20 protein-coding genes are annotated in these 24,530 nt (G+C 38.5%); 9 read left to right on the forward strand and 11 right to left on the reverse strand.

All coding sequences use genetic code 11. From position 1 onward, the window contains the following. Positions 1-37 precede the first annotated feature (37 nt). Both BEN71_RS04885 and BEN71_RS04890 read right to left on the reverse strand, forming a co-directional pair. Entirely contained in the window at positions 38-1,270 is a 1,233-nt protein-coding gene (locus BEN71_RS04885; RefSeq protein ID WP_068974857.1) for a beta-ketoacyl synthase N-terminal-like domain-containing protein, read from the reverse strand. 305 nt (positions 1,271-1,575) lie between these two features. Then, complete coding sequence (locus tag BEN71_RS04890) at positions 1,576-1,929, reverse strand: DUF2185 domain-containing protein (RefSeq protein ID WP_068974856.1); 354 nt, start codon at positions 1,927-1,929, stop codon at positions 1,576-1,578. A 229-nt stretch (positions 1,930-2,158) separates the two neighbouring features. On the opposite strand from BEN71_RS04890, the gene BEN71_RS04895 reads away from it, so the two are divergent. From BEN71_RS04895 to rimI, 7 genes are all read left to right on the forward strand, one after another. Next, entirely contained in the window at positions 2,159-3,640 is a 1,482-nt protein-coding gene (locus BEN71_RS04895) for an EcsC family protein (RefSeq protein WP_068974855.1), read from the forward strand. A gap of 147 nt (positions 3,641-3,787) precedes the next feature. Beyond that, on the forward strand, positions 3,788-4,162 hold the full coding sequence (gene rpsL, locus BEN71_RS04900; RefSeq protein WP_002050319.1) for a 30S ribosomal protein S12: 375 nt from the start codon (positions 3,788-3,790) through the stop codon (positions 4,160-4,162). Positions 4,163-4,340: 178 nt separating this feature from the next. After that, positions 4,341-4,811 (forward strand): 30S ribosomal protein S7, encoded by a 471-nt coding sequence (rpsG, locus tag BEN71_RS04905; RefSeq protein WP_004655203.1) that lies wholly within the window; start codon positions 4,341-4,343, stop codon positions 4,809-4,811. Between the two features lie 189 nt (positions 4,812-5,000). Further along, positions 5,001-7,136: an elongation factor G gene (gene fusA, locus BEN71_RS04915; RefSeq protein WP_068974881.1), complete on the forward strand. Its 2,136-nt coding sequence runs from the start codon at positions 5,001-5,003 to the stop codon at positions 7,134-7,136. A gap of 93 nt (positions 7,137-7,229) precedes the next feature. Continuing rightward, positions 7,230-8,420: an elongation factor Tu gene (gene tuf, locus BEN71_RS04920; protein WP_068972734.1), complete on the forward strand. Its 1,191-nt coding sequence runs from the start codon at positions 7,230-7,232 to the stop codon at positions 8,418-8,420. Between the two features lie 242 nt (positions 8,421-8,662). Beyond that, complete coding sequence (locus tag BEN71_RS04925) at positions 8,663-9,544, forward strand: metal-dependent hydrolase (RefSeq protein WP_068973479.1); 882 nt, start codon at positions 8,663-8,665, stop codon at positions 9,542-9,544. 391 nt (positions 9,545-9,935) lie between these two features. Then, positions 9,936-10,394, forward strand: a complete 459-nt coding sequence (rimI, locus tag BEN71_RS04930; RefSeq protein WP_068973478.1) for a ribosomal protein S18-alanine N-acetyltransferase — start codon at positions 9,936-9,938, stop codon at positions 10,392-10,394. 38 nt (positions 10,395-10,432) lie between these two features. Here the strand turns inward: rimI and BEN71_RS04935 are convergent, their stop codons facing one another. The 4 genes from BEN71_RS04935 to trxB form a co-directional block, all read right to left on the reverse strand. After that, positions 10,433-11,248 (reverse strand): arginyltransferase, encoded by an 816-nt coding sequence (locus BEN71_RS04935; RefSeq protein WP_068973477.1) that lies wholly within the window; start codon positions 11,246-11,248, stop codon positions 10,433-10,435. 22 nt (positions 11,249-11,270) lie between these two features. After that, on the reverse strand, positions 11,271-12,002 hold the full coding sequence (gene aat, locus BEN71_RS04940; RefSeq protein ID WP_068973476.1) for a leucyl/phenylalanyl-tRNA--protein transferase: 732 nt from the start codon (positions 12,000-12,002) through the stop codon (positions 11,271-11,273). 68 nt (positions 12,003-12,070) lie between these two features. Continuing rightward, positions 12,071-13,627, reverse strand: coding sequence for a class I SAM-dependent methyltransferase (locus BEN71_RS04945; RefSeq protein WP_068973475.1), 1,557 nt, complete (start codon positions 13,625-13,627; stop codon positions 12,071-12,073). Between the two features lie 153 nt (positions 13,628-13,780). Beyond that, positions 13,781-14,734 carry a thioredoxin-disulfide reductase gene (trxB, locus tag BEN71_RS04950; protein ID WP_068973474.1) on the reverse strand — a complete coding sequence of 318 codons (954 nt, stop codon included), beginning with the start codon at positions 14,732-14,734 and terminating at the stop codon, positions 13,781-13,783. 316 nt (positions 14,735-15,050) lie between these two features. On the opposite strand from trxB, the gene BEN71_RS04955 reads away from it, so the two are divergent. Then, positions 15,051-18,227, forward strand: a complete 3,177-nt coding sequence (locus tag BEN71_RS04955; protein ID WP_068973473.1) for a DNA translocase FtsK — start codon at positions 15,051-15,053, stop codon at positions 18,225-18,227. 437 nt (positions 18,228-18,664) lie between these two features. Here BEN71_RS04955 and BEN71_RS04960 read toward each other — a convergent pair whose 3' ends face one another. Continuing rightward, positions 18,665-19,153, reverse strand: coding sequence for a copper resistance protein NlpE (locus BEN71_RS04960; protein WP_068973482.1), 489 nt, complete (start codon positions 19,151-19,153; stop codon positions 18,665-18,667). Between the two features lie 485 nt (positions 19,154-19,638). Here BEN71_RS04960 and BEN71_RS04965 point away from each other — a divergent pair, with 485 nt between their 5' ends. After that, entirely contained in the window at positions 19,639-20,187 is a 549-nt protein-coding gene (locus BEN71_RS04965; RefSeq protein ID WP_406565273.1) for a 1-acyl-sn-glycerol-3-phosphate acyltransferase, read from the forward strand. Positions 20,188-20,247: 60 nt separating this feature from the next. Here BEN71_RS04965 and BEN71_RS04970 read toward each other — a convergent pair whose 3' ends face one another. From BEN71_RS04970 to BEN71_RS04985, 4 genes are all read right to left on the reverse strand, one after another. Further along, the gene (locus tag BEN71_RS04970) at positions 20,248-20,589 is read right to left on the reverse strand and encodes a hypothetical protein (protein ID WP_068973471.1); all 342 of its coding nucleotides are present in this window, start codon (positions 20,587-20,589) and stop codon (positions 20,248-20,250) included. A gap of 142 nt (positions 20,590-20,731) precedes the next feature. Next, positions 20,732-21,466: a sulfite exporter TauE/SafE family protein gene (locus BEN71_RS04975; protein ID WP_068973470.1), complete on the reverse strand. Its 735-nt coding sequence runs from the start codon at positions 21,464-21,466 to the stop codon at positions 20,732-20,734. A gap of 191 nt (positions 21,467-21,657) precedes the next feature. Continuing rightward, positions 21,658-23,364, reverse strand: a complete 1,707-nt coding sequence (locus BEN71_RS04980) for a flotillin family protein (protein WP_068973469.1) — start codon at positions 23,362-23,364, stop codon at positions 21,658-21,660. 66 nt (positions 23,365-23,430) lie between these two features. Next, on the reverse strand, positions 23,431-24,081 hold the full coding sequence (locus BEN71_RS04985; protein WP_068973468.1) for a YqiJ family protein: 651 nt from the start codon (positions 24,079-24,081) through the stop codon (positions 23,431-23,433). Positions 24,082-24,530: the final 449 nt, after the last annotated feature.

The following is a 24,530-nucleotide window of genomic DNA, read 5'->3' on the forward strand; positions in this document are numbered from 1 at the left end:
TCACTGTTCAAACAGCGAATGATCAAAATTTCTTAAATTAGCCTTCCCATTTTTTGAAAATGAGGCAAGCATTAACACCGCCAAAACCGAAACTGTTACTCATCACAGTATTCAATTTTGCGTCACGTTTTTCAAGTACAACATCATAAGCTTTTGCACCTTCATCAAGTTCAGTCACGTTGATGTTTGGCGCGATAAAGTCATTTTGCATCATCAATACAGAATAAATCGCTTCTTGTACACCCGCAGCACCCAAGCTATGACCTGTCATTGATTTAGTAGAACTCAAAGCAGGAACATTGCCTTCACCGAATGCGCGACCCATTGCATGAAGTTCTGTAATATCACCAGCAGGTGTAGATGTACCATGTGTATTTACATAGTCAATTTTTTCTACGCCATGTTGTTTTGCTTCTTCAAGTGCCATCAAGATACAACGTGTTGCGCCTTCACCAGATGGAGCAACCATATCCGCACCGTCAGAGTTAGCCGCATAAGCTACAACTTCAGCAAGAATGTTCGCACCACGTGCTTGAGCATGCTCAAGTGATTCAAGTACCACGAAACCACCACCACCTGCGATCACGAAACCGTCACGATCCGCAGAATATGGACGTGAAGCTGATTCAGGTGTTTCATTGTATTTAGAACACAATGCGCCCATCGCATCAAACAATAAGCTTTGTGACCAGTGATCTTCTTCACCACCGCCCGCAAGCATTAAATCTTGTTTACCCAATTGAATCAGGTTGTAGGCATAACCAATCGCATCGGCAGATGTTGCGCAAGCACTGGTAATCGAGTGTGCTACACCTTGTAATTTAAATGCCACACCGACGTTTGCGGTAATGGTATTTGACATATTACGTGGTACGAAGAAAGGACCAATTTTACGTGCGCCTTTTTCTTCAAGTAACTTAATCATTTCAGCAACAGAAGCAGTTGAGTTACCACCTGAACCGCCTGCGATCCCGTAACGTGGATTACCGCCAAGTTGCTCAGGTGTTAAGCCTGCATGCTCAACTGCTGCCAATGCAGAGTTATAGGCATACATTGCACACACGCCCATGAAACGTTTGAGTTTACGGTCGATGCCATCAAAATCTTGTTCAGCAGCAGCACTGACATGGCTTTTGAAATTTAATTCTTCATAAGTTGGATTGTGGCGAGTACCAGAAATACCATTTTGTAAAGAATGTGTTACATCTGCTAGGGTATTCCCAATACAAGAATTAATACCCATACCCGTAATTACAACGCGACGGTTCATGCAAAGTCCTTTATTTATAAATAGGGATAGAATGGAGCCCATTTAAACGGTTTTGCTTTTCAATCGCAATGGCGAAAGATATTGATTCATCAATAACGTTTAAATAGGCTTCAGTTGATCTTAAAAATGTTGTAATGCATGGTAGTACTTAGTGTTATGACAGGTTTTGATGAACTTTTGATGTGATGAGATTCCATGAAAAGTTAGGCAAAAACATCCATTGGATAATGTGCTTAAAGTGAGTAAATGACGAATATCTTATAGATATATACATCACAGCATTTGATTTGAAAAATGATTTGGGTTTAGTCCAAAGGTTCTTCATAGTCGATTTGTTCGAGTTTCCCAGTTACTGGATTGCGCGCAAAAGCACTTTGTGGTGGTGCATCGAGTAGGGTGATAATTTCAGGACAATAATTGGCAATCGTATTTACATCGTAAACACCATGATGATTTGCATCGTCCATATAGTCTTGGGATTCTTCTCCACTCGTAAAAAGCCAACCACTGTCTTCTGGATGATCAGGATGTGGAAACTCTCTGACCATATAGCCCACAGATTTACCCTCTACAGTAATCATATCTGTTGCAATACAAGCGCCATAACCTGTAGCGAGTGGGCGAATCTGAGTTTTATCTAGGTGAAATTTCTTAGTCATTATTGTATTACCTTTTGGTTGTATTATGATCTGGATGAAATCATATAGAGAACTGAATTTTTTATATGATCGTATGTTCTAATATAGAGTAATTATATGTGATGGTAATGATCATATTTAAAAATAAAATCAAGATTTTGGCTTTTTAACAGAATCGAAACCGATTAAAGTAAAAGATCTATGTCATTATGATGATTAAGTTTAAAAATATAAGTGGGTGAGCAGAAATATGTCTGATTCAAAGAATAAACAACAGCGCAGTTTAATTTCGAATGCTTTAAATGTTGCAAAAAAAATGACAACAACCGGCTTTGATGTATTGAATCATGTTGCGCCAGGCACAGTGAGTAAATTGACTCAAAGCCCACAACAGGACTCAGTGATTCTGGGTTCTGCAAAAGAAAAAAATAACCTTGAACGCAAAAAATATGAAAATCCTCAACAAATGATGCGTGAACATTTACCAACAGTGACAGGAAAGTTATTGGGTAAGCATTATAAAAAAATTAATCATGTCGCTTCATTTATCTCACCTGACCTTAATGACAAATTGTCAGATTTTATCTTTGATAAGCTCAATGATTTTGTATCCGAGTTAACTTCTGTTGAGGCATTACTGAAAGAGGTGGGTGCGAAAGATTTATCAGAATTGGCAAAAGATCCTGAGCGTTCTTTGCGGATCAGTACGGCATTGGCAAATCAAAATAAACTGATTGCTGTGATTCAAGGGGCATTATCTGGTGCTGTAGGAGGTGTGGGAGCGATTATTGATGTTCCAACATCTTTAGCACTGGCACTACGTAGTATTTACCATACAGGTCGTGCTTATGGTTTCGAGCTGAATATCAAAGATCAAGCCATTGTCGAATATATTTTTAAAGAAATTGATTTGGCAACTGTTGCTGAAAAACAAGCGTTGTTGGCGGCAATTCGTACTTTTGTTGGGGTATTAGAAACACATAATGTCAGTCAGTTACAGCAGTTACTGGGTTCTGGAAATGACATTGATGTTTTAAAGCGTTGGGTTGCCAATGACGATGGTTCATTCAAGCTTTCGTGGATGAATAATCTGCCTCATTTTACTTTACTCTCGCGCTTAACACCTTTAGCGACGATGGGCGTAAGTGCAGTATATAGTTGGAAATTGGTGGATGATGCAACAGATAAAGCTGAAATTATTTTTTCAGGTGCTCGACAATACTTATTGGCACATCCTGATGAAAATATAGATGCTTTAGAAGCATACGAAAAGTCAAAGCAAAGTATTTCTGAAACAGCGCCATTATTGTTAAAAGAGATTGAAGCTGAACCACAGTCTGAAACTAAATCGTCTGTAGACGTTGAAGATAAGTCTCAGGTGACAAAGCTCGTTGAAGAAACAGTTCAACCAGTTGAAAGTAAAGCTCAGCCTAAAACTCCTGTAAAGGTTAAAAAGGAAGTTGTACAACCTACTGAAAATTCTTCTGAAAATAATGCTCAATCTAAGACCGCGCCAAAAGCCAAAACTACGACTACAAGAGCAAGACGTACGACTCAAAAAGTTGAACCGAAAGCTGAAGGTGCAGATAAAACGGTTTCAGTGGCTAAAACTTCAACAAGCGCAAAAACTGTAACAAAAAAGCGCACTCCTGCAAAAGCCAAAGAAAACCTAGGAAATACAGCAAAAACTTCTGATAAATCATTGGAAAACACGGAAAATAAAGCTGAATAAATAGAATCAGATTTATTCTGTAAGGTTGGAATGGTCGATATTTGACAGTACGTTGAATATTGACCATTTTTACGTCTTGGCTTACAATTGCATGCCCTCAAAAAGTGGTATTTTTTTGAGGCTTTTTATTAACGGGAGAATTGCCATATGGCAACAACAAATCAGTTGATCCGTAAGGGTCGTACAACTTTAGTTGAAAAATCTAAAGTTCCTGCGTTGAAGGCTTGTCCACAACGTCGTGGTGTTTGTACACGTGTTTATACAACTACACCTAAAAAACCTAACTCAGCAATGCGTAAAGTTTGCCGTGTTCGCTTAACTTCAGGTTTCGAAGTTTCTAGCTATATCGGTGGTGAAGGTCATAACCTACAAGAGCACAGTGTTGTTCTTATCCGTGGTGGTCGTGTTAAAGACTTACCAGGTGTACGTTACCATACCGTTCGTGGTTCTTTGGACTGTGCTGGTGTTAAAGATCGTAACCAGTCTCGTTCAAAATACGGTACTAAACGTCCTAAGAAATAATTCGTTAAGAATTAAAGCTTAAGATTATAGAACCGCAATCCTTTATCGTCTCGCTTGTCTGATTTCTGCATTTATTTTGTGAAATTCAAGCGACGTGTAGTAAGGCCAGCGAATAGTACATGACACTTTGTACTCATGCTGGATAAACCTGAAGTGTCATATTTATAGGTAGTTTAAAATGCCAAGACGTCGCGTAGTCGCTGCTCGTGAAATCCTTCCGGATCCTAAGTTCAGTAGCCAAACAATCGCTAAATTCATGAACCACGTAATGCAAGATGGTAAAAAATCTATTGCTGAAAGTATCGTTTACGGTGCTTTAGATCGCGTTCAAGAAAAAAACAAAGTAGACCCAGTTGAATTTTTCGAGACTACTCTTGAAAAAGTTCGCCCTATGGTCGAAGTAAAAGCACGCCGTGTTGGTGGTGCTACATACCAAGTACCTATGGAAGTACGCCCATCCCGTCGTACTGCCTTGGCTATGCGTTGGTTAGTAGATGCTGCTGCTAAGCGTTCTGAAAAAACTATGGCGTTACGTCTTGCTGGTGAGTTGCTTGATGCAGCTGAAGGCAAAGGCGCAGCGATCAAAAAACGTGAAGATGTGCACCGTATGGCTGAAGCTAACAAAGCCTTCTCTCACTACCGCTTCTAAGCGGCTAAAACAGTCCCTTATCAGGAGAATACTCATGCGGACAGCAGCTCGATTTAACATCGCCCTCTACCAAAGTGGGGGATTTGCGGGTATTTGAGTTGCCCCAAAACGTATTGAGTATCCGTACGCATCAATAATTTTATTGATGCGTCCTGTTTTAAACAACAAAATTTAGGAATGCAAGAAATCATGGCTCGTCAAACCCCAATTTCTCGTTATCGTAACATTGGTATCTCTGCACACATTGATGCTGGTAAAACAACGACTTCAGAACGTATTTTGTTCTATACAGGTCAAAGCCACAAACTTGGTGAAACTCACGAAGGTTCTGCGACTACTGACTGGATGGAACAAGAACAAGAACGTGGTATTACTATTACTTCAGCAGCTGTAACATGCTTCTGGTCAGGTATGGGCAACCAGTTCGACCAACACCGTATTAACGTTATTGACACACCGGGACACGTTGACTTCACAATCGAAGTAGAACGTTCTATGCGTGTTCTTGACGGTGCGTGCATGGTTTACTGTGCTGTAGGTGGTGTACAACCTCAGTCTGAAACAGTATGGCGTCAAGCAAACAAATATAAAGTGCCACGTATTGCGTTCGTTAACAAAATGGACCGTACTGGTGCGAACTTCTTCCGTGCTGTTGAGCAAATGAAAACTCGTTTAGGTGCAAATCCAGTGCCTATCGTTGTTCCAATTGGTGCAGAAGAAAACTTCCAAGGTGTTGTTGACCTTATCGAAATGAAAGCGATTATCTGGGATGAAGAATCTCAAGGTATGAAGTTTGAATACGGTGAGATCCCAGCTGAATTGGTTGAATTAGCGCAAGAATGGCGTACTAACATGGTTGAAGCTGCTGCTGAAGCATCAGAAGAACTCATGGATAAATACCTAGAAGAAGGCGAACTAACTAAAGAAGAGATTGTTGGCGGTCTACGTACACGTACTTTGGCGAATGAAATTCAGCCAATGATGTGTGGTTCTGCATTCAAAAACAAAGGTGTTCAACGTATGTTGGATGCTGTAATTGAATTCTTACCTGCACCAACTGACGTTGAAGCGATCAAAGGTATTCTTGACGACAAAGACGAAACTGAAGGTTCTCGTGAAGCGTCTGATGAAGCACCGTTCTCTGCGTTAGCGTTCAAAATCATGAACGACAAATTCGTAGGTAACTTAACGTTCGTACGTGTTTACTCTGGTGTTCTTCAAGCAGGTAGCCCTGTTTACAACCCAGTGAAAATGAAACGTGAGCGTATTGGTCGTATCGTACAGATGCATGCTAACGATCGTCACGACATCGAAGAAATTCGTGCAGGTGATATCGCAGCGTGTGTAGGTCTTAAAGATACAACGACTGGTGATACATTGTGTGATGAAAATCACGTAATTACACTAGAGCGTATGGAATTCCCAGAGCCAGTAATTGCACTTGCAGTTGAACCTAAAACTAAAGCTGACCAAGAAAAAATGTCAGTTGCTTTAGGTCGTTTGGCGAAAGAAGATCCATCGTTCCGTGTACGTACAGACGAAGAATCTGGTCAAACAATTATTGCAGGTATGGGTGAGCTTCACCTTGACATCATTGTTGACCGTATGAAACGTGAATTCGGCGTTGAAGCAAACATTGGTAAACCAATGGTTTCTTACCGTGAAACGATCAAAAAATCGGTTGAACAAGAAGGTAAATTCGTTCGTCAAACTGGTGGTAAAGGTAAGTTTGGTCACGTATACGTACGTCTTGAACCACTTGCTGAAGATGCTGGTAAAGATTACGAATTCGCTGAAGAAGTTGTTGGTGGTGTAGTACCTAAAGAATTCTTTGGTGCGGTAGACAAAGGTATTCAAGAACGTATGAAGAATGGTGTCTTGGCTGGTTACCCTGTTGTGGGTATTAAAGCGACATTATTTGATGGTTCTTACCATGATGTCGACTCTGACGAATTATCGTTCAAAATGGCAGGTTCTTATGCCTTCCGTGATGGTTTCATGAAAGCGGATCCTATCCTCCTTGAACCTATCATGAAAGTTGAAGTAGAAACTCCAGAAGATTACATGGGCGATATCATGGGTGACTTAAACCGTCGTCGTGGTATGGTTCAAGGTATGGACGATTTACCTGGTGGTACTAAAGCAATTCGTGCTGAAGTTCCACTTGCTGAGATGTTTGGTTACGCGACTCAAATGCGTTCTATGTCTCAAGGTCGTGCGACATACTCTATGGAATTTGCTAAATATGCTGAAACTCCACGTAACGTGGCTGAAGGCATCATTTCTAAATTCCAAAATGGTGGTAAAAAAGGTGACGACGAGTAATCTTTCGATTACTATAAGCCCAAACTAATTCATAGTTAAAAACCAAATGCTCATGTAGCGACCCTACATGAGTAGCTTAAAAAGGAAGAACTCATGGCTAAGGCTAAGTTTGAACGTAATAAACCACACGTAAACGTGGGTACAATTGGTCACGTCGACCATGGTAAAACAACTTTAACAGCTGCGATTGCAACTGTATGTGCAAAAACTTTTGGTGGCGAAGCGAAAGACTACGCTGCAATTGACTCTGCACCTGAAGAAAAAGCACGTGGTATTACAATTAATACTTCTCACGTAGAATACGATTCTCCAATCCGTCACTACGCTCACGTAGACTGCCCAGGACACGCCGATTATGTTAAAAACATGATCACTGGTGCTGCTCAGATGGACGGTGCGATCCTTGTTTGTTCAGCGACTGATGGTCCTATGCCACAAACTCGTGAACACATCCTTCTTTCTCGCCAAGTAGGTGTTCCTTACATTCTTGTTTTCTTAAACAAATGTGACATCGTTGATGACGAAGAGTTAATCGAATTAGTAGAAATGGAAGTTCGTGAACTTCTTTCTACTTATAACTTCCCTGGTGATGACACTCCAGTTATCCGTGGTTCAGCTCTTGCTGCACTTAACGGTGAAGACAACCAGTACGGTGTTCCAGCTGTTCTTGCTCTTGTTGAAGCGCTTGATACTTACATCCCAGAACCAGAACGTGCGATCGATAAAGCATTCTTGATGCCAATCGAAGATGTATTCTCTATCTCTGGTCGTGGTACAGTTGTAACAGGCCGTGTTGAAGCTGGTATCGTAAAAGTTGGTGAAGAAGTTGAAATCGTTGGTATTAAAGATACAGTTAAAACAACTGTAACTGGCGTAGAAATGTTCCGTAAACTTCTTGACGAAGGTCGTGCGGGCGAGAACTGTGGTGTTCTTCTACGTGGTACTAAACGTGAAGACGTTCAACGTGGTCAAGTACTTGCTAAACCAGGTACAATCAAGCCACACACTAAATTCGACGCAGAAGTATACGTACTTTCTAAAGAAGAAGGTGGTCGTCATACTCCATTCCTTAACGGTTACCGTCCACAGTTCTACTTCCGTACAACTGACGTAACTGGCGCTATCGCTCTTCAAGACGGCGTAGAAATGGTTATGCCTGGTGACAACGTAGAGATGTCAGTAGAATTAATCCACCCAATCGCAATGGACCCAGGTCTACGTTTTGCGATCCGTGAAGGTGGTCGTACAGTTGGTGCTGGTGTAGTTGCTAAAGTAACTGCATAATCATCTGATTGTGTGAAAAAAGCGTCCCTTTGGGACGCTTTTTTTATGACTGAATTTTGTTCTGTAGTCTTCTCTAAAATTTATTCATCATGATTGTCAGACAATCTAGCACAAACGTGTCCTTAAGTGATATTTGCATGACCTCATCTGCAATTATCGAGCATTCATAAACTTGTAATATAAGAATAGAGAAAAACAAACATAAAAAATAAGTGTTTATTCACTTAATAGGAGTAATCGCAATGAATGCAAAAGTCAATATTTCAAACCGTGCAGGTGCTTCATTTCCAGTACGTCGTATGGATTTTAATTTCGACAATGTACCTGAGTATTGGGCAAGTGAGTCTGCTGGTATCACACATTTTATGACAGCATTGTCTGCTTTATTCCCAGATGGTGAGAAGCTATTTATTGATTCGGTACGTGCGGTACGTTATCACCCTGCAATTAAAGACAATGAGGCGCTACAAAAAGAAATCAGTGCTTTTATTGGTCAAGAAGCCATGCATACCAAAGAGCATGAAAACTTTAATGCATCAGCAAAACGTTTTGGTCATGATGTAGATAAATATGAGCGTGAAACTGGGCGTTTGATTCAAGGTGCACGTAAATGGTTTGCACGTGCGGTGAAACCTTTTGGTATGACTCAGGAAATGGTTGATTTGACTGCCACAACGGCTTTAGAGCATTTTACAGCGACGATTGCATCGCAATTATTAGTCAATGAACACATTCAAAAATTAATGACTGATCCAACCATGTCTTATATGTGGTACTGGCATGCAGTTGAGGAAAATGAACATAAAGCCGTGGCTTATGATGTTTATGAAGCTGTATTTGGTAAAGGCATTAAAGCCTATGGTCTACGTACCACAGCTCTCGTTATTGCGATGGTATTGATCTTTATGGCGCAATCATCTTTTGTAGTTCGCCTACTGAAAGAGGATGGTAAATTAAATTTAAAAGAATTAGGTACAATTTATAAATATGCCTATAGTCCTTCGAAAGGCATTATTGCAGGCATGACCAAAGAAATGTTGGCTTATTTTAGACCGAATTTTCATCCGAATGACTTAGACACCGTAAGTCTACTTGAAACTTGGAAGGCAAAACTTGGTTTATAAATATTCAGCTTATAATTTCTCAATTTGAGTATTTATATGAAAGGGCACAATGGTGCTCTTCTTAGGGACTGTTGATATTTCATAAATGGCTTGCGTTGTCGGCTAAAATAGAGCGAACGAGGCATGAAATGAAAAGAATGGTGGTTCCATTTTTAAATTTCATAACGAAGTTTGTGATAATTTTAGCCACAACCCTTCGGGACTGGTGTATTTTTTGCTGCTACTTCGTTATGAACTACTCACTTAGAATGACTAAGTTTCGTATTTCACGCCTAGTATCAGCTAAAAAATACACAAAGTCGCAAACATAGAAGAATTGTCAACAGACCCTATTCGACATATTGTTTTTTTTTCTTATAATTCACTTTTTATATTGAGTTGATGGACGAAGATGATTCGTTTAATGCAAGCTTCAGACTTACAAACTGTATCTGAAATTGAAAATCTAGTACAAAGTCATCCGTGGACTCAAAAACAATTTGAAGAATCAATTGCGGGTTATTTGAGTACTGTGATTGAGCAGAATCATCAGGTGGTGGGTTTTTGTATCCTACAACCTGTTTTGGACGAAGCCAATTTATTATTGATGGCGATTCACCCAAGTCAGCAGGGCAAAGGGCTCGGTTATCAACTTTTAGATGAATCAATTGCCTTACTAAAAAATAATCCTGTACAGATTTTTCTCGAAGTCCGTGAATCCAATCAGGCAGCTATTGCTTTATATGAAAAGTCAGATTTTCATCAAATTGATTTAAGAAAGAATTATTATCCAAATAAAGATGGTAGTCGTGAACATGCCATTATTATGGTTAAAGCATGTAGTGATGATTTTTCTAAATTATTCAAATAAATATCGGCAGATACCAATCAGATAAAAAATAAAACCGATTATTTGATAATCGGCTCGTTCCATTCTGAGGGTAATGTGGTCATGAGCATATCACCCAATTCTTTAATTTCTTTGGCTTCTAAGTGACGGTTGATCCGTCGCCATTGACCATCCAATAATAATTCAAAAGGGGCATATTGGGATTTGTAATTCATTTTACCAGCATGTGGAACCCAATAGCCTAAGTAAACATAATCTAAATTGAGCGAGTTTACATATTCAATTTGTTTAAGAATTGCGAAAACACCTAAAGAGCGTTTGCTTTCATCGGGATCAAAAAAAGTGTAAACCGCGGAAACACCATCATCCAATTGGTCACAGGTTGAAACGCTGATTAAGCGATCATCTTTCCAAAGCTCTAGGAAAAAACTATCGGTACAACTATGGATCAAAAACTTTTCAAATTGATCATAGCTTGGTGGGAACATGTCGCCATCAGCATGTCTTTCAATAATATAGCGTTCATAGAGTTGGTAATGAACTTGCGTGGCTTGCTGAGTCGGAATGATTTTTACGGTTAAATCTTGATTACGCTTCCATGCTTTTTTCTGTGAACTGTTCATTTTAAATTCTGAAACAGGCACGCGGCAAGATAAGCATTGACGGCAAAGGTGGCATTCTGGACGGTAAACAAAATCCCCACTGCGTCTAAATCCAACACGCGAAAGCTCAGATAGTGTCACCACATCGATACGATGGACAGGATCTAGAAATACCATACGTGCAGATTTATTTTCTAAGTAGCTGCAATCATGTGGTGGAGTAATATAGTACTGTAAGTCATTTAACAGGGACTTAGGATGATAAGAATTCATAAATCATGTCCCTCCATTATTGTCATTCCATTAAGCGCGATAAGTTCGCTATTGTTTTACTTGAAAATACACGCTCTTGATAACTTTTCCAATCTATAGCAGGCTGTTTTATTACATCTTGTAACGATTTAATATACGCTTGGCGAGAAAGTGTGCAAGCCCCTAAGCTGATTAAGTGATCATTTTCAAGTTGGCAGTCGATCCACGGTAAGTGATTTTCACGTCCAATCAACATGAGTGTATAAAAAGCCATTTTGGAAACATCAGTTTGGGTGCTGAACATCGACTCACCAAAGCAACCATGACCAATAGTGACACCGTATAATCCACCTACGATTTGTTCTTGATCCCAAACTTCTACACTATAACCATAACCTGCTTCAAACATTTGACAGTAACCTTGGATAATGTCTTCTGAAATCCATGTTTCATCTGCATAGCTACGAGGTAGAGAGCATGAACGAATGACTTGTTCAAAAGCTTGATTAATCGTAATTTTATAATCAAATTTTTTCATATTACGAATTAATGATTTACTCGGATGGTAATCATTTGGAACAATAATACAGCGTGGCTCAGGGCTCCACCAGCAAATCGGCTCATCTTCCGAAAACCATGGAAACAGCCCATGTGTATAAGCTTCATAGAGGGTAGAAGGGGTGAGGTCTGCACCGATACAAATAAATCCTTGTCCTTCTGGATCAGACTCAATAGGGTTGGGAAAAATAAATTGTGAAGGTGGAAGTTGTTTCACTTGGATTCATCAACTAAAAAGATCAGCTTTATCTTAGCTGATCTTGTTCAAAAGTGTTAAATGAGATGTTATGCAAAAAGTTTCAATTGTTTAGCAATTTCAAATTTATCACTATCAATAAAATCTTGTGCTTTTTCTTTCAAAATTTTTAGGCTTTGATCACGATCAGAAACACTCTGACCATCTTTATCGAGAACTAGCCATCCAAGCTCAGTCAGTATATTTTGAATATATTCAGCCAATTGTTCAGCCGTTTTCAGTCCTTCTTTAAAATAGGCACGATAATATAATTGAGAGAATTGATCAGCGAGGATCCCAATTCCGGTAATCGGTGAAGCCAAGACTTGATAGTTTTGATGATAACTCGCCTGCTCAAGTAAATATTGATTGAATTCATGTGAGTAGCGTAGTACATCAGCTGAAGGTTCAGTCTCTAAGCAGGGTTGCACGAGATTTAAATGACAGAGAATCGTAAGCGCATTTAAAATTTGAGCATAATTCAATTCAGGAATGGCTTGTTCTAGTTCTGCAATCGTCTGTGGCTTGTAATGTTGCTTTTTAAAATAGGTGCCAATAGCCCCATAGATATCTTGACGTAAGTTAAACTCACCTAAGTAGCCTTGTATGGTTTTAGGTAGTTTTTCAGGAGCGGTCAATAGTATGAATCCTGTATTTCTTAGGCGTTGTTTGGTCTGCAATGGTGTTAAGTTATTTTTACCACGAATAAATAAATCTTTTCTAAATTGGGTATTGGCAAAATAATCACGGCATTGTTCTTTAAAAATAGGGTGTTCTATTTTATTTAAAAAATTCTGATGTTCATCTGTAAAGTTAATATTATTTAAATGAGTATTTAAATCTGTAGAACCTGCATATGTTAACTTTATCTCCTCCATTATGCGGACAACTTGTTGAAATGAAAAACATTGCCAATCTTGATTGAGATATTCATGAATTAAGTAGTTGGGATTCTGTTTTTTTAGATCTTGAACTTTTTGTAGCGCATTTGGATTACGTTTTGCGAAATTGGGGTTCTGTTGCAACAAGGCTTCACTAAAATCCAATGAGTCTTTTACTTTCTGTAGTGGGTTGGTACTGGTACTATTAAATTTAAAATGGCTATGGAATAGCTCACGAATTGGCATATTGGCAGCCCAGCCTGTGACGCAGTTATAACTGATATAAACAATTCCATTTGGTTTTAAAAACTTACGAATAAATTTTAAAATAATATGTTGATTTTCATGACTAATCCAACTCCAAATACCATGAAGACTAATCGAGTCAAACATTGGTAAGTCTTTATCTAACAGCTCTTCAAAGCTCGCATCATAAAAATGATGAGGAACGTGACATTGATCGGCTAAATTATTGGCATGACCTGCATGTGCAGGATTGAAATCTGTGCCGTAGAAAGTCGTAGCCATGTTGGATACAGCATGGATATTTAAGCTGACACCTTGTCCAAAGCCAAGTTCACAATGGTGATGCTCTTGGTTTGAACTTGTACAATCAACACCATTTAAAAGTAAGCAAAATTTTTGATAATTGGGGCTTAAATCTTTGTAATAACCGTAGGTGTAATTTACTTCAGTTTGATAGCCATCTGTCCAAGCAGTTGTCATTGATTATCCTTTATCAAGTTTATTAGAAGTAATATTTTTCTAATGTCTAAATGTATGAATAATAAAACCTTCATTGATGGATGAAAGTTATAAGGGATAAATAAAAAAACCGCCATATAGGCGGTTCATTTTTTTACAAAAAATACTTTGAAATTATTCTAAACCATCTAAGTAACGATCAGCATCAAGTGCAGCCATACAGCCTGAACCTGCTGAAGTAATTGCTTGACGATAAACATCATCAGCGACGTCACCTGCAGCAAATACACCGGCAACTGAAGTTGCTGTTGCATTACCCGCAGTACCACTACGCACTTGGATATAACCGTTACGAAGTTCTAACTGACCTTCGAACATTGCTGTATTTGGTTTGTGACCAATCGCAACGAACATGCCTGAAACTTCAACGTCTTGAGTTGAGTCATCTTGAGTTGATTTTAAACGAACAGAGGTTACACCTGAGTTGCTATCGCCCAGTACTTCTTCAACTTGGTGATTCCAAACGATTGAAATTTTACCTTCTTTGACTTTTTCATTGATATGATCTTGAAGGATTTTTTCAGAACGTAATTTGTCACGACGGTGAACAAGCGTGACATGAGATGCAATATTTGAAAGGTAGAGCGCTTCTTCAACAGCTGTGTTACCACCACCAACAACCATGACTTTTTGGTTTTTATAGAAGAAACCATCACAAGTTGCACATGCGCTGACGCCTTGACCCATATACGCAGCTTCTGACTCTAAACCAAGGTATTGTGCAGTTGCACCCGTCGCAATAATCAAAGCATCACAAGTGTATTCATCCATGTCGCCTTTAAGTACAAATGGACGAACATTCAAATCAACTTCATTGATGTGGTCATACAGCATTTCTGTACCGAAACGTTCAGCATGCGCTTGCATACGCTCCATCAATGCAGGACCTGTTAAGCCTTCAGCATCACCAGGCCAGTTTTCGACATCAGTCGTTGTCGTAAGCTGACCACCCAATTGCATACCTGCAATCAGAGTAGGTTTTAAGTTAGCGCGAGCCGCATATACAGCTGCACTATAACCCGCAGGACCAGAACCTAAGATAATTAACCGAGAGTGACGAGCGCTCATGAGTCATCCTTTTTATAGAGAATATAGAAATTGAATTTGTACGGATTATACGTGAAACTTGATCAAAGTTGTGTGGCTTGAATGTGGATAATATTGATCATCTAAATCGAAATGCGCTATATAGAAATAGTGTAGAATAAAATTAACAACTTTGATGAAAATAAATCATCAAATTCTCTACAATGCTTACAACACACGTAAATAATGGTGCATCTTTTTTTAACGAACAGGTGCATAATATAAAGATTTCTACTCTTAAGAAAGTTTAAATGCTTCGAAAAAAGAGTAATTTGAATAATTGGTTACAGGATAGTATATGACTGCGGTGTCAAACGTTTATGCACAGCGCTTTTTAACAACAATATTCTTGATTTCATTTGGGATATATCTGTTCCTAGCAACAGTGACTTATACGCCATTTGATCCAGGGTGGATGCATATTTCGAGTGATACGCAGCAGGTTTCAAATGCTAGCGGTGTTGCAGGAGCTTGGATTGCAGATTTATTGTTTGGTTTTTTAGGCTGGGCGAGTTTACTGATCCCTGTATTCCTCTTTATTGAAGCTGTACAAGTATGGTGGCCAAGAAGTTTTGTCAGCCGTCCGTTTCGCTATGCGGCGCAATTTTTTATCTTGTTGGCAACAGCATGTTTATTCTATTTAATTTGGAATGTACCTGCAGATACTTTAACTAATGCGTCAGGTGGTATTATTGGTTATGAATTGGGTGAAAGCCTCTCTCAACTTATTACCATCTATGGTGCAGTTGCATTTACCTTACTCCTATTAATCGTACTCTTTACTTTAGCGTTTGGTATCCAGTGGAATAAAACGTGGGCGACATTAAAAGCAACGCCTGCTTATTTACAAGATTTATTCTATAAAAATGTTCCTGAAAGCGAATCAGCCTATGATTTGACCGCACCAACAAAGACACCCAATAAAAAGTTAGATTCAAAACATAAAGCTCAAGCAGAGCAGGTGACACCTCAAGCTGAATTTACAGAAGTAGATGAGCCAGAGATTGTCAAAGAACATTTGGTTGTAAAAAATGATAAGCATTCACAAACAGCAGAGCGTTTGTTCGATGATATGGTTGCAAAAGAGCAAAACGCTCAATATGACCCCGATGATATTGATGATGTAGAGCTTGAACGTACTTTAGAAAAAGCGCATCGCTTAGAACAAGACAGTCAACGTACAGTGGCTTCTGGTGAAGTATGGAAAGCACTCAATCCAGAACAAGACCATAATCGTGATATTGATGCATTATTACGTGCTTCAGAAGATCATACTGCTCAAAATAAAGATGGTTTATTACATACGCATCAACATGGTTTAAATCAGCAAACTCAGGAAAAATCAGCTTTAGATTGGGATGATGATCAAGTTTTTGATGAGTTGTTATCTGTTGTTCCGAATGGACAAACTGCAACAGATGTTCATGCACCATTTAATGCAGATGTCGCACAGCCTGCGTCAATTCATAGTGCAACATCAGCGATTGCTACAGGCGCTGTAACGCAGAGTTTGGCAAATGAATTAGATGAATTGGCATCATTATCCAATGCTGAATTTCATGGAAATGATTTTGAAAAGCAAAACTTCGGCGAGAATGACTTTAAAACAGCTGAGTTTAAAGATGTTGAATTTAAAGACGCTGAATTTAAAAATCATGATGAGTCTCAACTTCAACATTCACATGATTCGATAACACCGACTGTAGAAGTACGAACAACCAGTAGCTATGCGCAATCAACACCATTTACACGTGCCAATATTCAAACTAATTTGCATGGTTCTTCTTTAGTGAGTGAAGAAGAAAAATCTTTAATTTCATCAGATAAAGATGCTTTTAGAGATGCTTGGCAAGAAACAGCGGGTAAGCCTCAAGATGAAGATTTACTCATTGACAGTGATTTGGAAGATGATTTTGATCTAGATGCGCCATTAACTGATGCTTTCGGTCGTCCAATGTCGCGTGCAATGCAAGTTGCAAATAAACGTCGTGATTTACCAACACTGCCAGGTTTTGAATTACTGGATAAAGTTGATCCAAATAAAAAGGTAAATTTCACAGCAGAACAACTTTCACGTTTATCTGAGCTTTTGGAAATTAAGCTACAAGAGTTTAATGTCAAAGCCAAAGTGATTGAAGCACAGCCTGGTCCAGTCGTGACTCGTTTTGAGTTGGACTTAGCGCCAGGGGTAAAAGCATCGAAAGTGACCAATATTTCACGTGATTTAGCACGTTCTATGTCGATGGCTTCTGTACGTGTAGTTGAGGTTATTCCAGGTAAACCATACATTGGAATTGAAGTTCCAAACAGTAGCCGTGAAATGGTACGTTTGATTGAACTTTTGGAAACACCAGCGTTTAAAGACCCTAATGCTTTACTGTCGATGGCGATGGGTAAAGATATTTCAGGTAATCCTGTGATTACTGAAATGGGTAAAACACCACATATGTTGGTTGCGGGTACAACAGGTTCAGGTAAATCGGTTGCTGTAAACTCAATGATTTTATCGATGTTACTCAAATATACTCCTGAGCAATTGCGTTTGATTCTGATCGATCCAAAGCAATTAGAATTGGCGAACTATAATGATATTCCTCACTTATTAACTCCAGTGGTGACTGACATGAAAGATGCAGTCAGTGCTTTAAACTGGTGTGTTAATGAAATGGAGCGTCGTTATAAACTGATGTCTTTCTTGAAAATTCGTAAATTAGCAGACTATAACCGCAAAGTTGAAGAAGCCATTGCCAATGGTGAAGATCTGATTGATCCGACGTGGAAGCCTGGAGATTCTGCAACCCAAGAACGTGCACCACGGTTACAGCCTTTACCTTCTATTGTGATTGTTGCCGATGAATTTGCAGATATGATCATGCAAGTCGGTAAAAAAGCAGAAGAAATGATTACCCGTTTAGCACAAAAGTCACGTGCGGCAGGGATTCATTTATTACTTGCAACACAACGTCCATCAGTCGATGTTATTACAGGTTTGATCAAAGCCAATATCCCAACACGTGTGGCATTACGTGTGAACAGTAAAATTGACTCACGTACTATTCTTGATGGTGGTGGGGCAGAAGATCTATTGGGTCATGGTGATATGTTATTCCTCGGGCCTGGTAAAATTGATCCAGAGCGTGTGCATGGCGCATTTATTTCAGATGATGAAGTTAACCGTATTTGTGATGCATGGCGTGAGCGTGGTGATCCAGACTATGTTGATGAGATTTTGACACCTTATGATGAAGAACCGACAAGTCGTGGCTTTGAAGATGGGGATGGTGATCCAAATCGTGATGCTTTATATGACCAATGCGTTTCTTTTGTACTCGAAACTCGTAAAGTCTCAGTTTCTTCTTTACAGCGTAAATTTAGCTTAGGTTATAACCGTGCTGCTCGTATTGTTGATCAGATGCAAGAGCAGGGTATTGTGAGTGAGCAAGGTGCGAATGGTAAGCGAGATATTCTCGTTTAAGTTGTCGTAGTTGTTTTAATTATTTTAAATGCCTCTTTAATGAGGCATTTTTATATTAATTAGCGTGAGTTCGATAAGTTATTTTATAAATTAAATAGAATAAGGCAAGTTGTGATGTTCATTGTGACGGAGTCTTATCGGTTTTGTTCAAATATAAAGATTAACCTTCGGTTGGAGTTACTTTTGATAAGGCAAAAGTAACCAAAACCATTGTCCTTCGCAGAACTCGTCAAATACCGAAATTTATCAAAATACTCGCAAAAACATTAACCTGTAGATTTAGTCCTGCCTCAAACAACTGCGAAGGACGATTCCGCGTACCGAATGTTGGTGAAAAGGCACATCGAACTCAGGTTAATTAAATTCAGTCATCGTCATACTTTCCACCCCTCGACATAAAAAACCTGCATGATGCAGGTTTTTTATTGGCTCAGAAATTACTGTAATTTCTTCGTTAACTTATAGTGTTCCGCAATTGGGCTTTCAATTTTTTCACCTGTTTCAATATCACGTGACTCTAGGAAATTTTCACCGACAAAGTATTTTCGACCCTCTGCATTTTTATCTAAAGTGATGAGTAGACCTAACGAATCAAAACTAAAAGTGCCTTGTCTCTTAAATTGTTGGCCATCGCCTTTGCCCTCATATTCTTCACTAAGTTCATAACGATGGTCAGGTTTAAGTGTCAATATGGTTTTAATCCCGGAGCAATCTGCACAGGGCAATAAACCTGTGTATTCACCAGCCCAGTCCAAACTATTTTGAGCGTTATGTTCTGAGTCTATTGTTGGCGTTGCAGCGTCATGTGATTGGGCAATTTGAGTCTGGGGCGTTGCTTGGATGTCTTGTGACGCATCATGTGTAGGTTTGGAACATGCTGTTAATATCAAACCGAAAACTGGAACAATCAAAAGAATTTTTTTCATGATAATACCCATAAATTGGTTTTCATTGGTTGATGAAGATTTGGATTAACTTGATTCATTCATTTGCAGTTCAGCATATATTTTTTTCAATGTAATAAATAGACAATTCATGTAATGAAAAAGGTTTCACATGTGATGGTTTTTTGAATTTTGCGACGATTGTAGAATGTGCTTTGAGCATTGTTCATTCTATTTTAAGCGAATACTTGCAATAAAATGATAATCTCAGTCGTGAAATGTTATGGATTGCGTATATTAATGCTTTAGATAATTAATATATGCGATTTAACCGCAAAGTTTATTAAATACTCGAAAGATAACGACAAGTTTGAGTCAAATAATAATTTATACATTTATATATTAATTGAATATTATTTATCCAATTCGCGTTTTTATCTATGCTTAGGATTGCTACAATCCACACAAATTTTAATAGACTGGTGTGCTAGGTGTTCGAGAAATTCGCTGAACAAAGTTTGGAGTTAATGGGGTGGCAAATCGACAACCATTGGGATTTAAATATTGACCAATGTGTCATGATTGCAGCACCACACACCAGCAATTGGGATGCACTCTATGCCAGATTGGCACTAAAAGCCTTGGGTGTGAATGTTCGTATTACCATTAAAGATAGTTATATGAAGTTTCCATTTGGACCCTTTGTCCGTGCGATGGGCGGGATTGGAATTGACCGTCGTCCTAAAGCGGAAGGTGAAGAACGCCCAAGCATGGTGCAGTTGATGACGGACTTATTTAAGACACATCCAAAATTGGTGATGTTAGTGACTCCAGAAGGCACACGTTCAAAACAAGAAAAGTGGAAAACGGGTTTTTATCATGTTGCGATCAATGCGGGCGTGCCGATCGCACTTGCTTATATGGACTATGAAAAGAAAAAAACAGGTATCGGGAAAATTATCTATCCTACAGGTGATTATCAAAAAGATATGGCTGAAATTATGGAATTTTATGGACAAATTAATCCGAAATATCCTGAGCTTTTCAGCGTGGATACTCGTTTTACTCATTCTTAATCGGCAGTCAAACTAGCATAATTTCAAGCAAAGCCTTTTCATTCATCTCGAAAGGGCTTTTTATGGTTCATTCGTTTTAACAGTCGGGCTTTGTACACCACCTAAAGACTCACATGCTGTTGTATAAATTTCATATTGTTGTTGGACAACTTCATCTAATGGGATTTTAAATAACGCTTGCCCCAATTTATAACTTTCAACATATTGAACCGCTTTCTGCTTACTGGTAGAAAGAGCATGCTCATGGTAAATATTGATCGCGCTATGGGCTAACTCATTGGTTTCAATATTATTACATTGAAATTGATTGAGGAGTTTTTCGGCTGTTTTAATTTCACGAGATGTGCCAAGGGAACATCCTGTTAAGACAATAATGATGCTTAACAAAAATGAGGTTTTCATCACATAGATAAAGTAAAAATGAGTAATGAAATTGTAGGATTAATTACGCATGAAAAATAGAGTATATCTGCTGAGATAGTTCTTTTTTTGATTTAAATGATGAATAAATAGACATTCAAAATGAACATTTTTATCAAGTCTATTATTGCAGTAAAGATGTGAATAATAAAAAACAACCTGATGCGAAAAGTAAACTGAGCACTAGATATTTAAATTGCTTTTCTGAAATTTTATAAAAAAGTTGGGCACCAATCAGAGCAGGGACACTGACTGTAAGAATAATGAGTCCGAAGTAGGGCAAATGTGTTTTCTCAATATTGCCATGCCAAAGATAAATCAAAATTGTGAAAAGCTGAATCGCGAAATTGAAATGCCTTAATATATAACGTTGTTGCGCTTTGGGTAAATTTTTGAGCATGAGCCAAGCCGAAGGTGCAGCACCACAAAAACCACCTAACCCACCAAGAATCCCGCCTATAAATCCAATTCCACTGTCCGCGACTTTTCCAAGTTTTTGAATACGCGAAAATTCAGGTGCAAAGAACATAATGGGGCACCAAATGATAAGGAAAAGTCCGAGGATAATTTTAAACGTATGCCCATCGATCAAATTAAGCAGATAGGTACCGAGTGGAACACCAATCAATCCAGCAATGATATATGGAAGCGCAAGAGAAAAGGGGAGTTGTAGTTTTTGTTCCTTGCTCAGTGAAATGATATGGCTCCACAGTGAAGCAAATACGACCAAAGGTGCGGCAAGTTGAGGGGGAAGTACCCAAATCCAGAAAGACATCGCAATCAATGCAAAGGCAAAGCCTGTTAGACCTTGAACGAAGCCTGCGATCATTGCACCGAGAATAAATATAATCCAAGTCATTGCATTCACAGGTTGATTGAGTGGAAGAAGATTGGCATAAAAAACTGCTTCGTAAAATATGATTTAAAATAAGCTGAAGCAATATTTTATAATGTATTGTTTATTAAATTTCATTTTTTTAAATGAGATTGGATTTATTTAAAAAGCCCCTGATTTACAGAGGCTTGAAATTTTATTTCATGATTTGATATTTAGTCATTACTTGGTTTAAGGGGCTGAGTTAAACCATTGATGTCACCACCTTTGATCCCTAACTCATTCATTAAGCTATCAATTAAAGGTGCTTGAGAACGATAACGTAGCGCACTATTGACTACTTGATCAGATAAGGCAACTTGACCTTGCTCACCTGATTCAGTTGTAGCTGTTGAACCTGTAATACCACCTAAACCATTGACTTGTAAAATCTTAATATCATCAATGTTTTCCATTGGTTTAACGCTTTCACGAATGATCTCAGGTAAGTATTTTAATAATGCCAAACGAATTTGCATTTCAACCTGTTCAGAAGAAAGCACGTTGTTTGCTTCATTAACTGCACGTGTACCTTCAGAGTCAACTTTGTATTGTTTCTCTTGTGCTTCCGCGAGCAAGATTTTTGCGTCCGCTTCACCTTTTGCTTTTAAGCGCACTTTCTCAGCTTCCGCTTGAGCAGCAATACGTACTGCTTCAGCATCATCGACAGCTGCTTGTTTTGAAGCTTCAGCAGCTACGGTAATTGCAATCGCATCTGTTTCAGCAACCTGTTTGGCAGCAACCAGTTCAACGGCTTTTAAACGCTCTGCACGCTGAGTTTCACGGACAGTTGTTACTTCTTCTTCCGCTTTTACGGCTTGGGCACGTGCTTGATCCGCTAAAGCTTTAGCTTCAGATTCTGCACGAGACTTTTCTGCAATCGCAATCGCACGGTCTTGCTCAGCGAGTTCAATTGTTTTCTTTTGTTCAACTTGCGCTTTTTGAATTGCTTGCGCTTTGAGAATATTTTCATTTTCAATATCACGATCGGCAGCAATTTTCTTTAATTGAACTTGGCGATCAGCAATAATTTTCGCTTCACCTGCTTCACGTTGTCTTTCAGATTCTTGCGTTGCGATTTCAGCTTGTTGCTCTGCACGACGAATAGACAATTCGCGGATTTGTTCCATCTTTGAATATTCTTCTTCACGTGTAATTTTAAGACGTGCTTGCTCAGTTTCAAGGTTTTTGGTTTTAATCGCAAGATCAGCATCTTGTTCAAGACCATTACGCTTTTTACGACGGTCTTCAATGGTTTCAGTCAGTTTGGTCAGACCTTCAGCATCGAAAATATTTTGTGGATTAAAGAATTTAAAATCAGTTTGATCCAAACCGGTTAAAGATACTGTTTCAAGTTCAAGCCCGTTTTTGAATAATTCTTCTGATACGGCTTGTTGAACTTTTTGCACAAAATCCACACGCTTTTCATGTAGTTCTTCCATTGCCATTTCAGCAGCAACAGAACGTAATGAATCTACGAATTTACCTTCAACCAGTGACTTTAACTCATTCGGTTGCATGGTTTTTTGCCCGAGTGTTTGAGCTGCAGTGGCAATAGACTCTGCGGTTGGCTTTACACGAACATAAAATTCAGCAGCAACATCAACACGCATACGATCTTTGGTAATAAGCGCTTGATCTGCAGTACGTTTAACTTCTAAACGAAGCGTATTCATATTTACAGGAATTACTTCATGTAAAACTGGAAGAACAATTGCACCACCGTTGAGAATCACTTTTTCTCCACCAAAACCTGTGCGGACAAAAGAAACTTCTTTACTCGAACGTTTGTATAAGCGTGCAACAATGACACCGATGACAATCAATGCCACCAGTACAATTCCAGCTAAAATAAGTATTTGATATAAATTAGAATTCAACATTTTATTCACCCTCCATTTATTTTAAAAGTTTAAAATTTGAATTAGTTCTATTTACAGTTCAATCAATTAATTGAAGTTTGTTGCTTGAAAACCATTTTTTGTTCTTTGTGTCAAAATAACATTTTGACCTTGTTGAAATGTTTCATCTGATTCTGGTTCAACAAGAATGTAATGTGTTTGCCCGAATTGATCGATGACTTTAGCTTGAGCAGGATAATGTTGTTTAGCTTCACCTAAAATGACCTGTGCTGTACGTCCAATCAATTCATCACTATGAATGGCTGTTGTTTCATCCTGTGGGATGATTTTGGCAATAATTGCAGCACAGATTCGCACGATCGGCATGCATAAAATAAAGCATGCAGGAGCAATGATCCAAAGTGGAAAATAGGTTTGAGTAAAATTATAAAAAATCGCCTGAACAATAAATCCAAACAGGGCATAAGTGGTCAGAAAAATAATCAACCAAACTAAAACTGGAACACGCCCAAGATAGAGCCAATCTAAAAATTGTACAAAAAAGACGCCATGATCAGCATTGAGTTCGACATCTGGTGGATGTGTTTCTAGTAGCTGGTCGGGGATAAATTGATCTAAGAAACCTTGAGACGTTGAACCAATAATGAGGAGTAAACATTCAACGATCCCCAATAGCAACATTAAGCATAGGCTTACACTAAAAAATAAGTTGGATGAATGCGTAAAAAGTTCCCACATAATTGTTTTGCTCAGCAGGTGATCGGTGCAAATTTTTATAAATAATTTTCTTAAGAATACTTAAATAATGAATTTATCATCAATTAATTCAATTAATAAGAAAAGATTATCGGTTTTGTCTTGAAAATGCAACTAAATATTTCATGAATTTAATCAAAATCAATACTTTATGGTTTTAATAGTTTTTAATCATTAAGATGTTGTTTAAAAAGTAGTGCTTGCATTCTGTACAGCGATTATTTATAAATAACAGAGTTTACAGAAGGAACTGAAGACAAAAAAATACGCAATGATTGGGGTGATCACTGCGTAGAACAACGAATCTGCTTTCACAGTTCGGTTAAGGAGAAATGTTATGAACTTTGGGGATGGTTCATAACTTAAGTAGATAGTAGATGTTCCTAACTGTAAATTCATTGGTATTCACGTAAACAAGTGTTAAATCTCGT

This window comes from Acinetobacter wuhouensis, from assembly GCF_001696605.3.
Classification (GTDB): domain Bacteria; phylum Pseudomonadota; class Gammaproteobacteria; order Pseudomonadales; family Moraxellaceae; genus Acinetobacter; species Acinetobacter wuhouensis.

Excerpts from the sequence above, each read along its gene's own strand:
- BEN71_RS04895 (WP_068974855.1), top strand. The coding sequence starts at position 2,159 with ATGTCTGATTCAAAGAATAAACAACAGCGCAGTTTAATTTCGAATGCT.
- rpsL (WP_002050319.1), top strand. The coding sequence starts at position 3,788 with ATGGCAACAACAAATCAGTTGATCCGTAAGGGTCGTACAACTTTAGTT.
- BEN71_RS04945 (WP_068973475.1), bottom strand. The coding sequence starts at position 13,627 with ATGACAACTGCTTGGACAGATGGCTATCAAACTGAAGTAAATTACACC.
- tuf (WP_068972734.1), top strand. The coding sequence starts at position 7,230 with ATGGCTAAGGCTAAGTTTGAACGTAATAAACCACACGTAAACGTGGGT.
- BEN71_RS04890 (WP_068974856.1), bottom strand. The coding sequence starts at position 1,929 with ATGACTAAGAAATTTCACCTAGATAAAACTCAGATTCGCCCACTCGCT.
- fusA (WP_068974881.1), top strand. The coding sequence starts at position 5,001 with ATGGCTCGTCAAACCCCAATTTCTCGTTATCGTAACATTGGTATCTCT.
- BEN71_RS04960 (WP_068973482.1), bottom strand. The coding sequence starts at position 19,153 with ATGAAAAAAATTCTTTTGATTGTTCCAGTTTTCGGTTTGATATTAACA.
- BEN71_RS04885 (WP_068974857.1), bottom strand. The coding sequence starts at position 1,270 with ATGAACCGTCGCGTTGTAATTACGGGTATGGGTATTAATTCTTGTATT.
- BEN71_RS04925 (WP_068973479.1), top strand. The coding sequence starts at position 8,663 with ATGAATGCAAAAGTCAATATTTCAAACCGTGCAGGTGCTTCATTTCCA.
- BEN71_RS04965 (WP_406565273.1), top strand. The coding sequence starts at position 19,639 with ATGGGGTGGCAAATCGACAACCATTGGGATTTAAATATTGACCAATGT.
- rimI (WP_068973478.1), top strand. The coding sequence starts at position 9,936 with ATGATTCGTTTAATGCAAGCTTCAGACTTACAAACTGTATCTGAAATT.
- BEN71_RS04985 (WP_068973468.1), bottom strand. The coding sequence starts at position 24,081 with ATGTGGGAACTTTTTACGCATTCATCCAACTTATTTTTTAGTGTAAGC.
- rpsG (WP_004655203.1), top strand. The coding sequence starts at position 4,341 with ATGCCAAGACGTCGCGTAGTCGCTGCTCGTGAAATCCTTCCGGATCCT.
- BEN71_RS04980 (WP_068973469.1), bottom strand. The coding sequence starts at position 23,364 with ATGTTGAATTCTAATTTATATCAAATACTTATTTTAGCTGGAATTGTA.
- BEN71_RS04970 (WP_068973471.1), bottom strand. The coding sequence starts at position 20,589 with ATGAAAACCTCATTTTTGTTAAGCATCATTATTGTCTTAACAGGATGT.
- BEN71_RS04975 (WP_068973470.1), bottom strand. The coding sequence starts at position 21,466 with ATGACTTGGATTATATTTATTCTCGGTGCAATGATCGCAGGCTTCGTT.
- trxB (WP_068973474.1), bottom strand. The coding sequence starts at position 14,734 with ATGAGCGCTCGTCACTCTCGGTTAATTATCTTAGGTTCTGGTCCTGCG.
- BEN71_RS04935 (WP_068973477.1), bottom strand. The coding sequence starts at position 11,248 with ATGAATTCTTATCATCCTAAGTCCCTGTTAAATGACTTACAGTACTAT.
- BEN71_RS04955 (WP_068973473.1), top strand. The coding sequence starts at position 15,051 with ATGACTGCGGTGTCAAACGTTTATGCACAGCGCTTTTTAACAACAATA.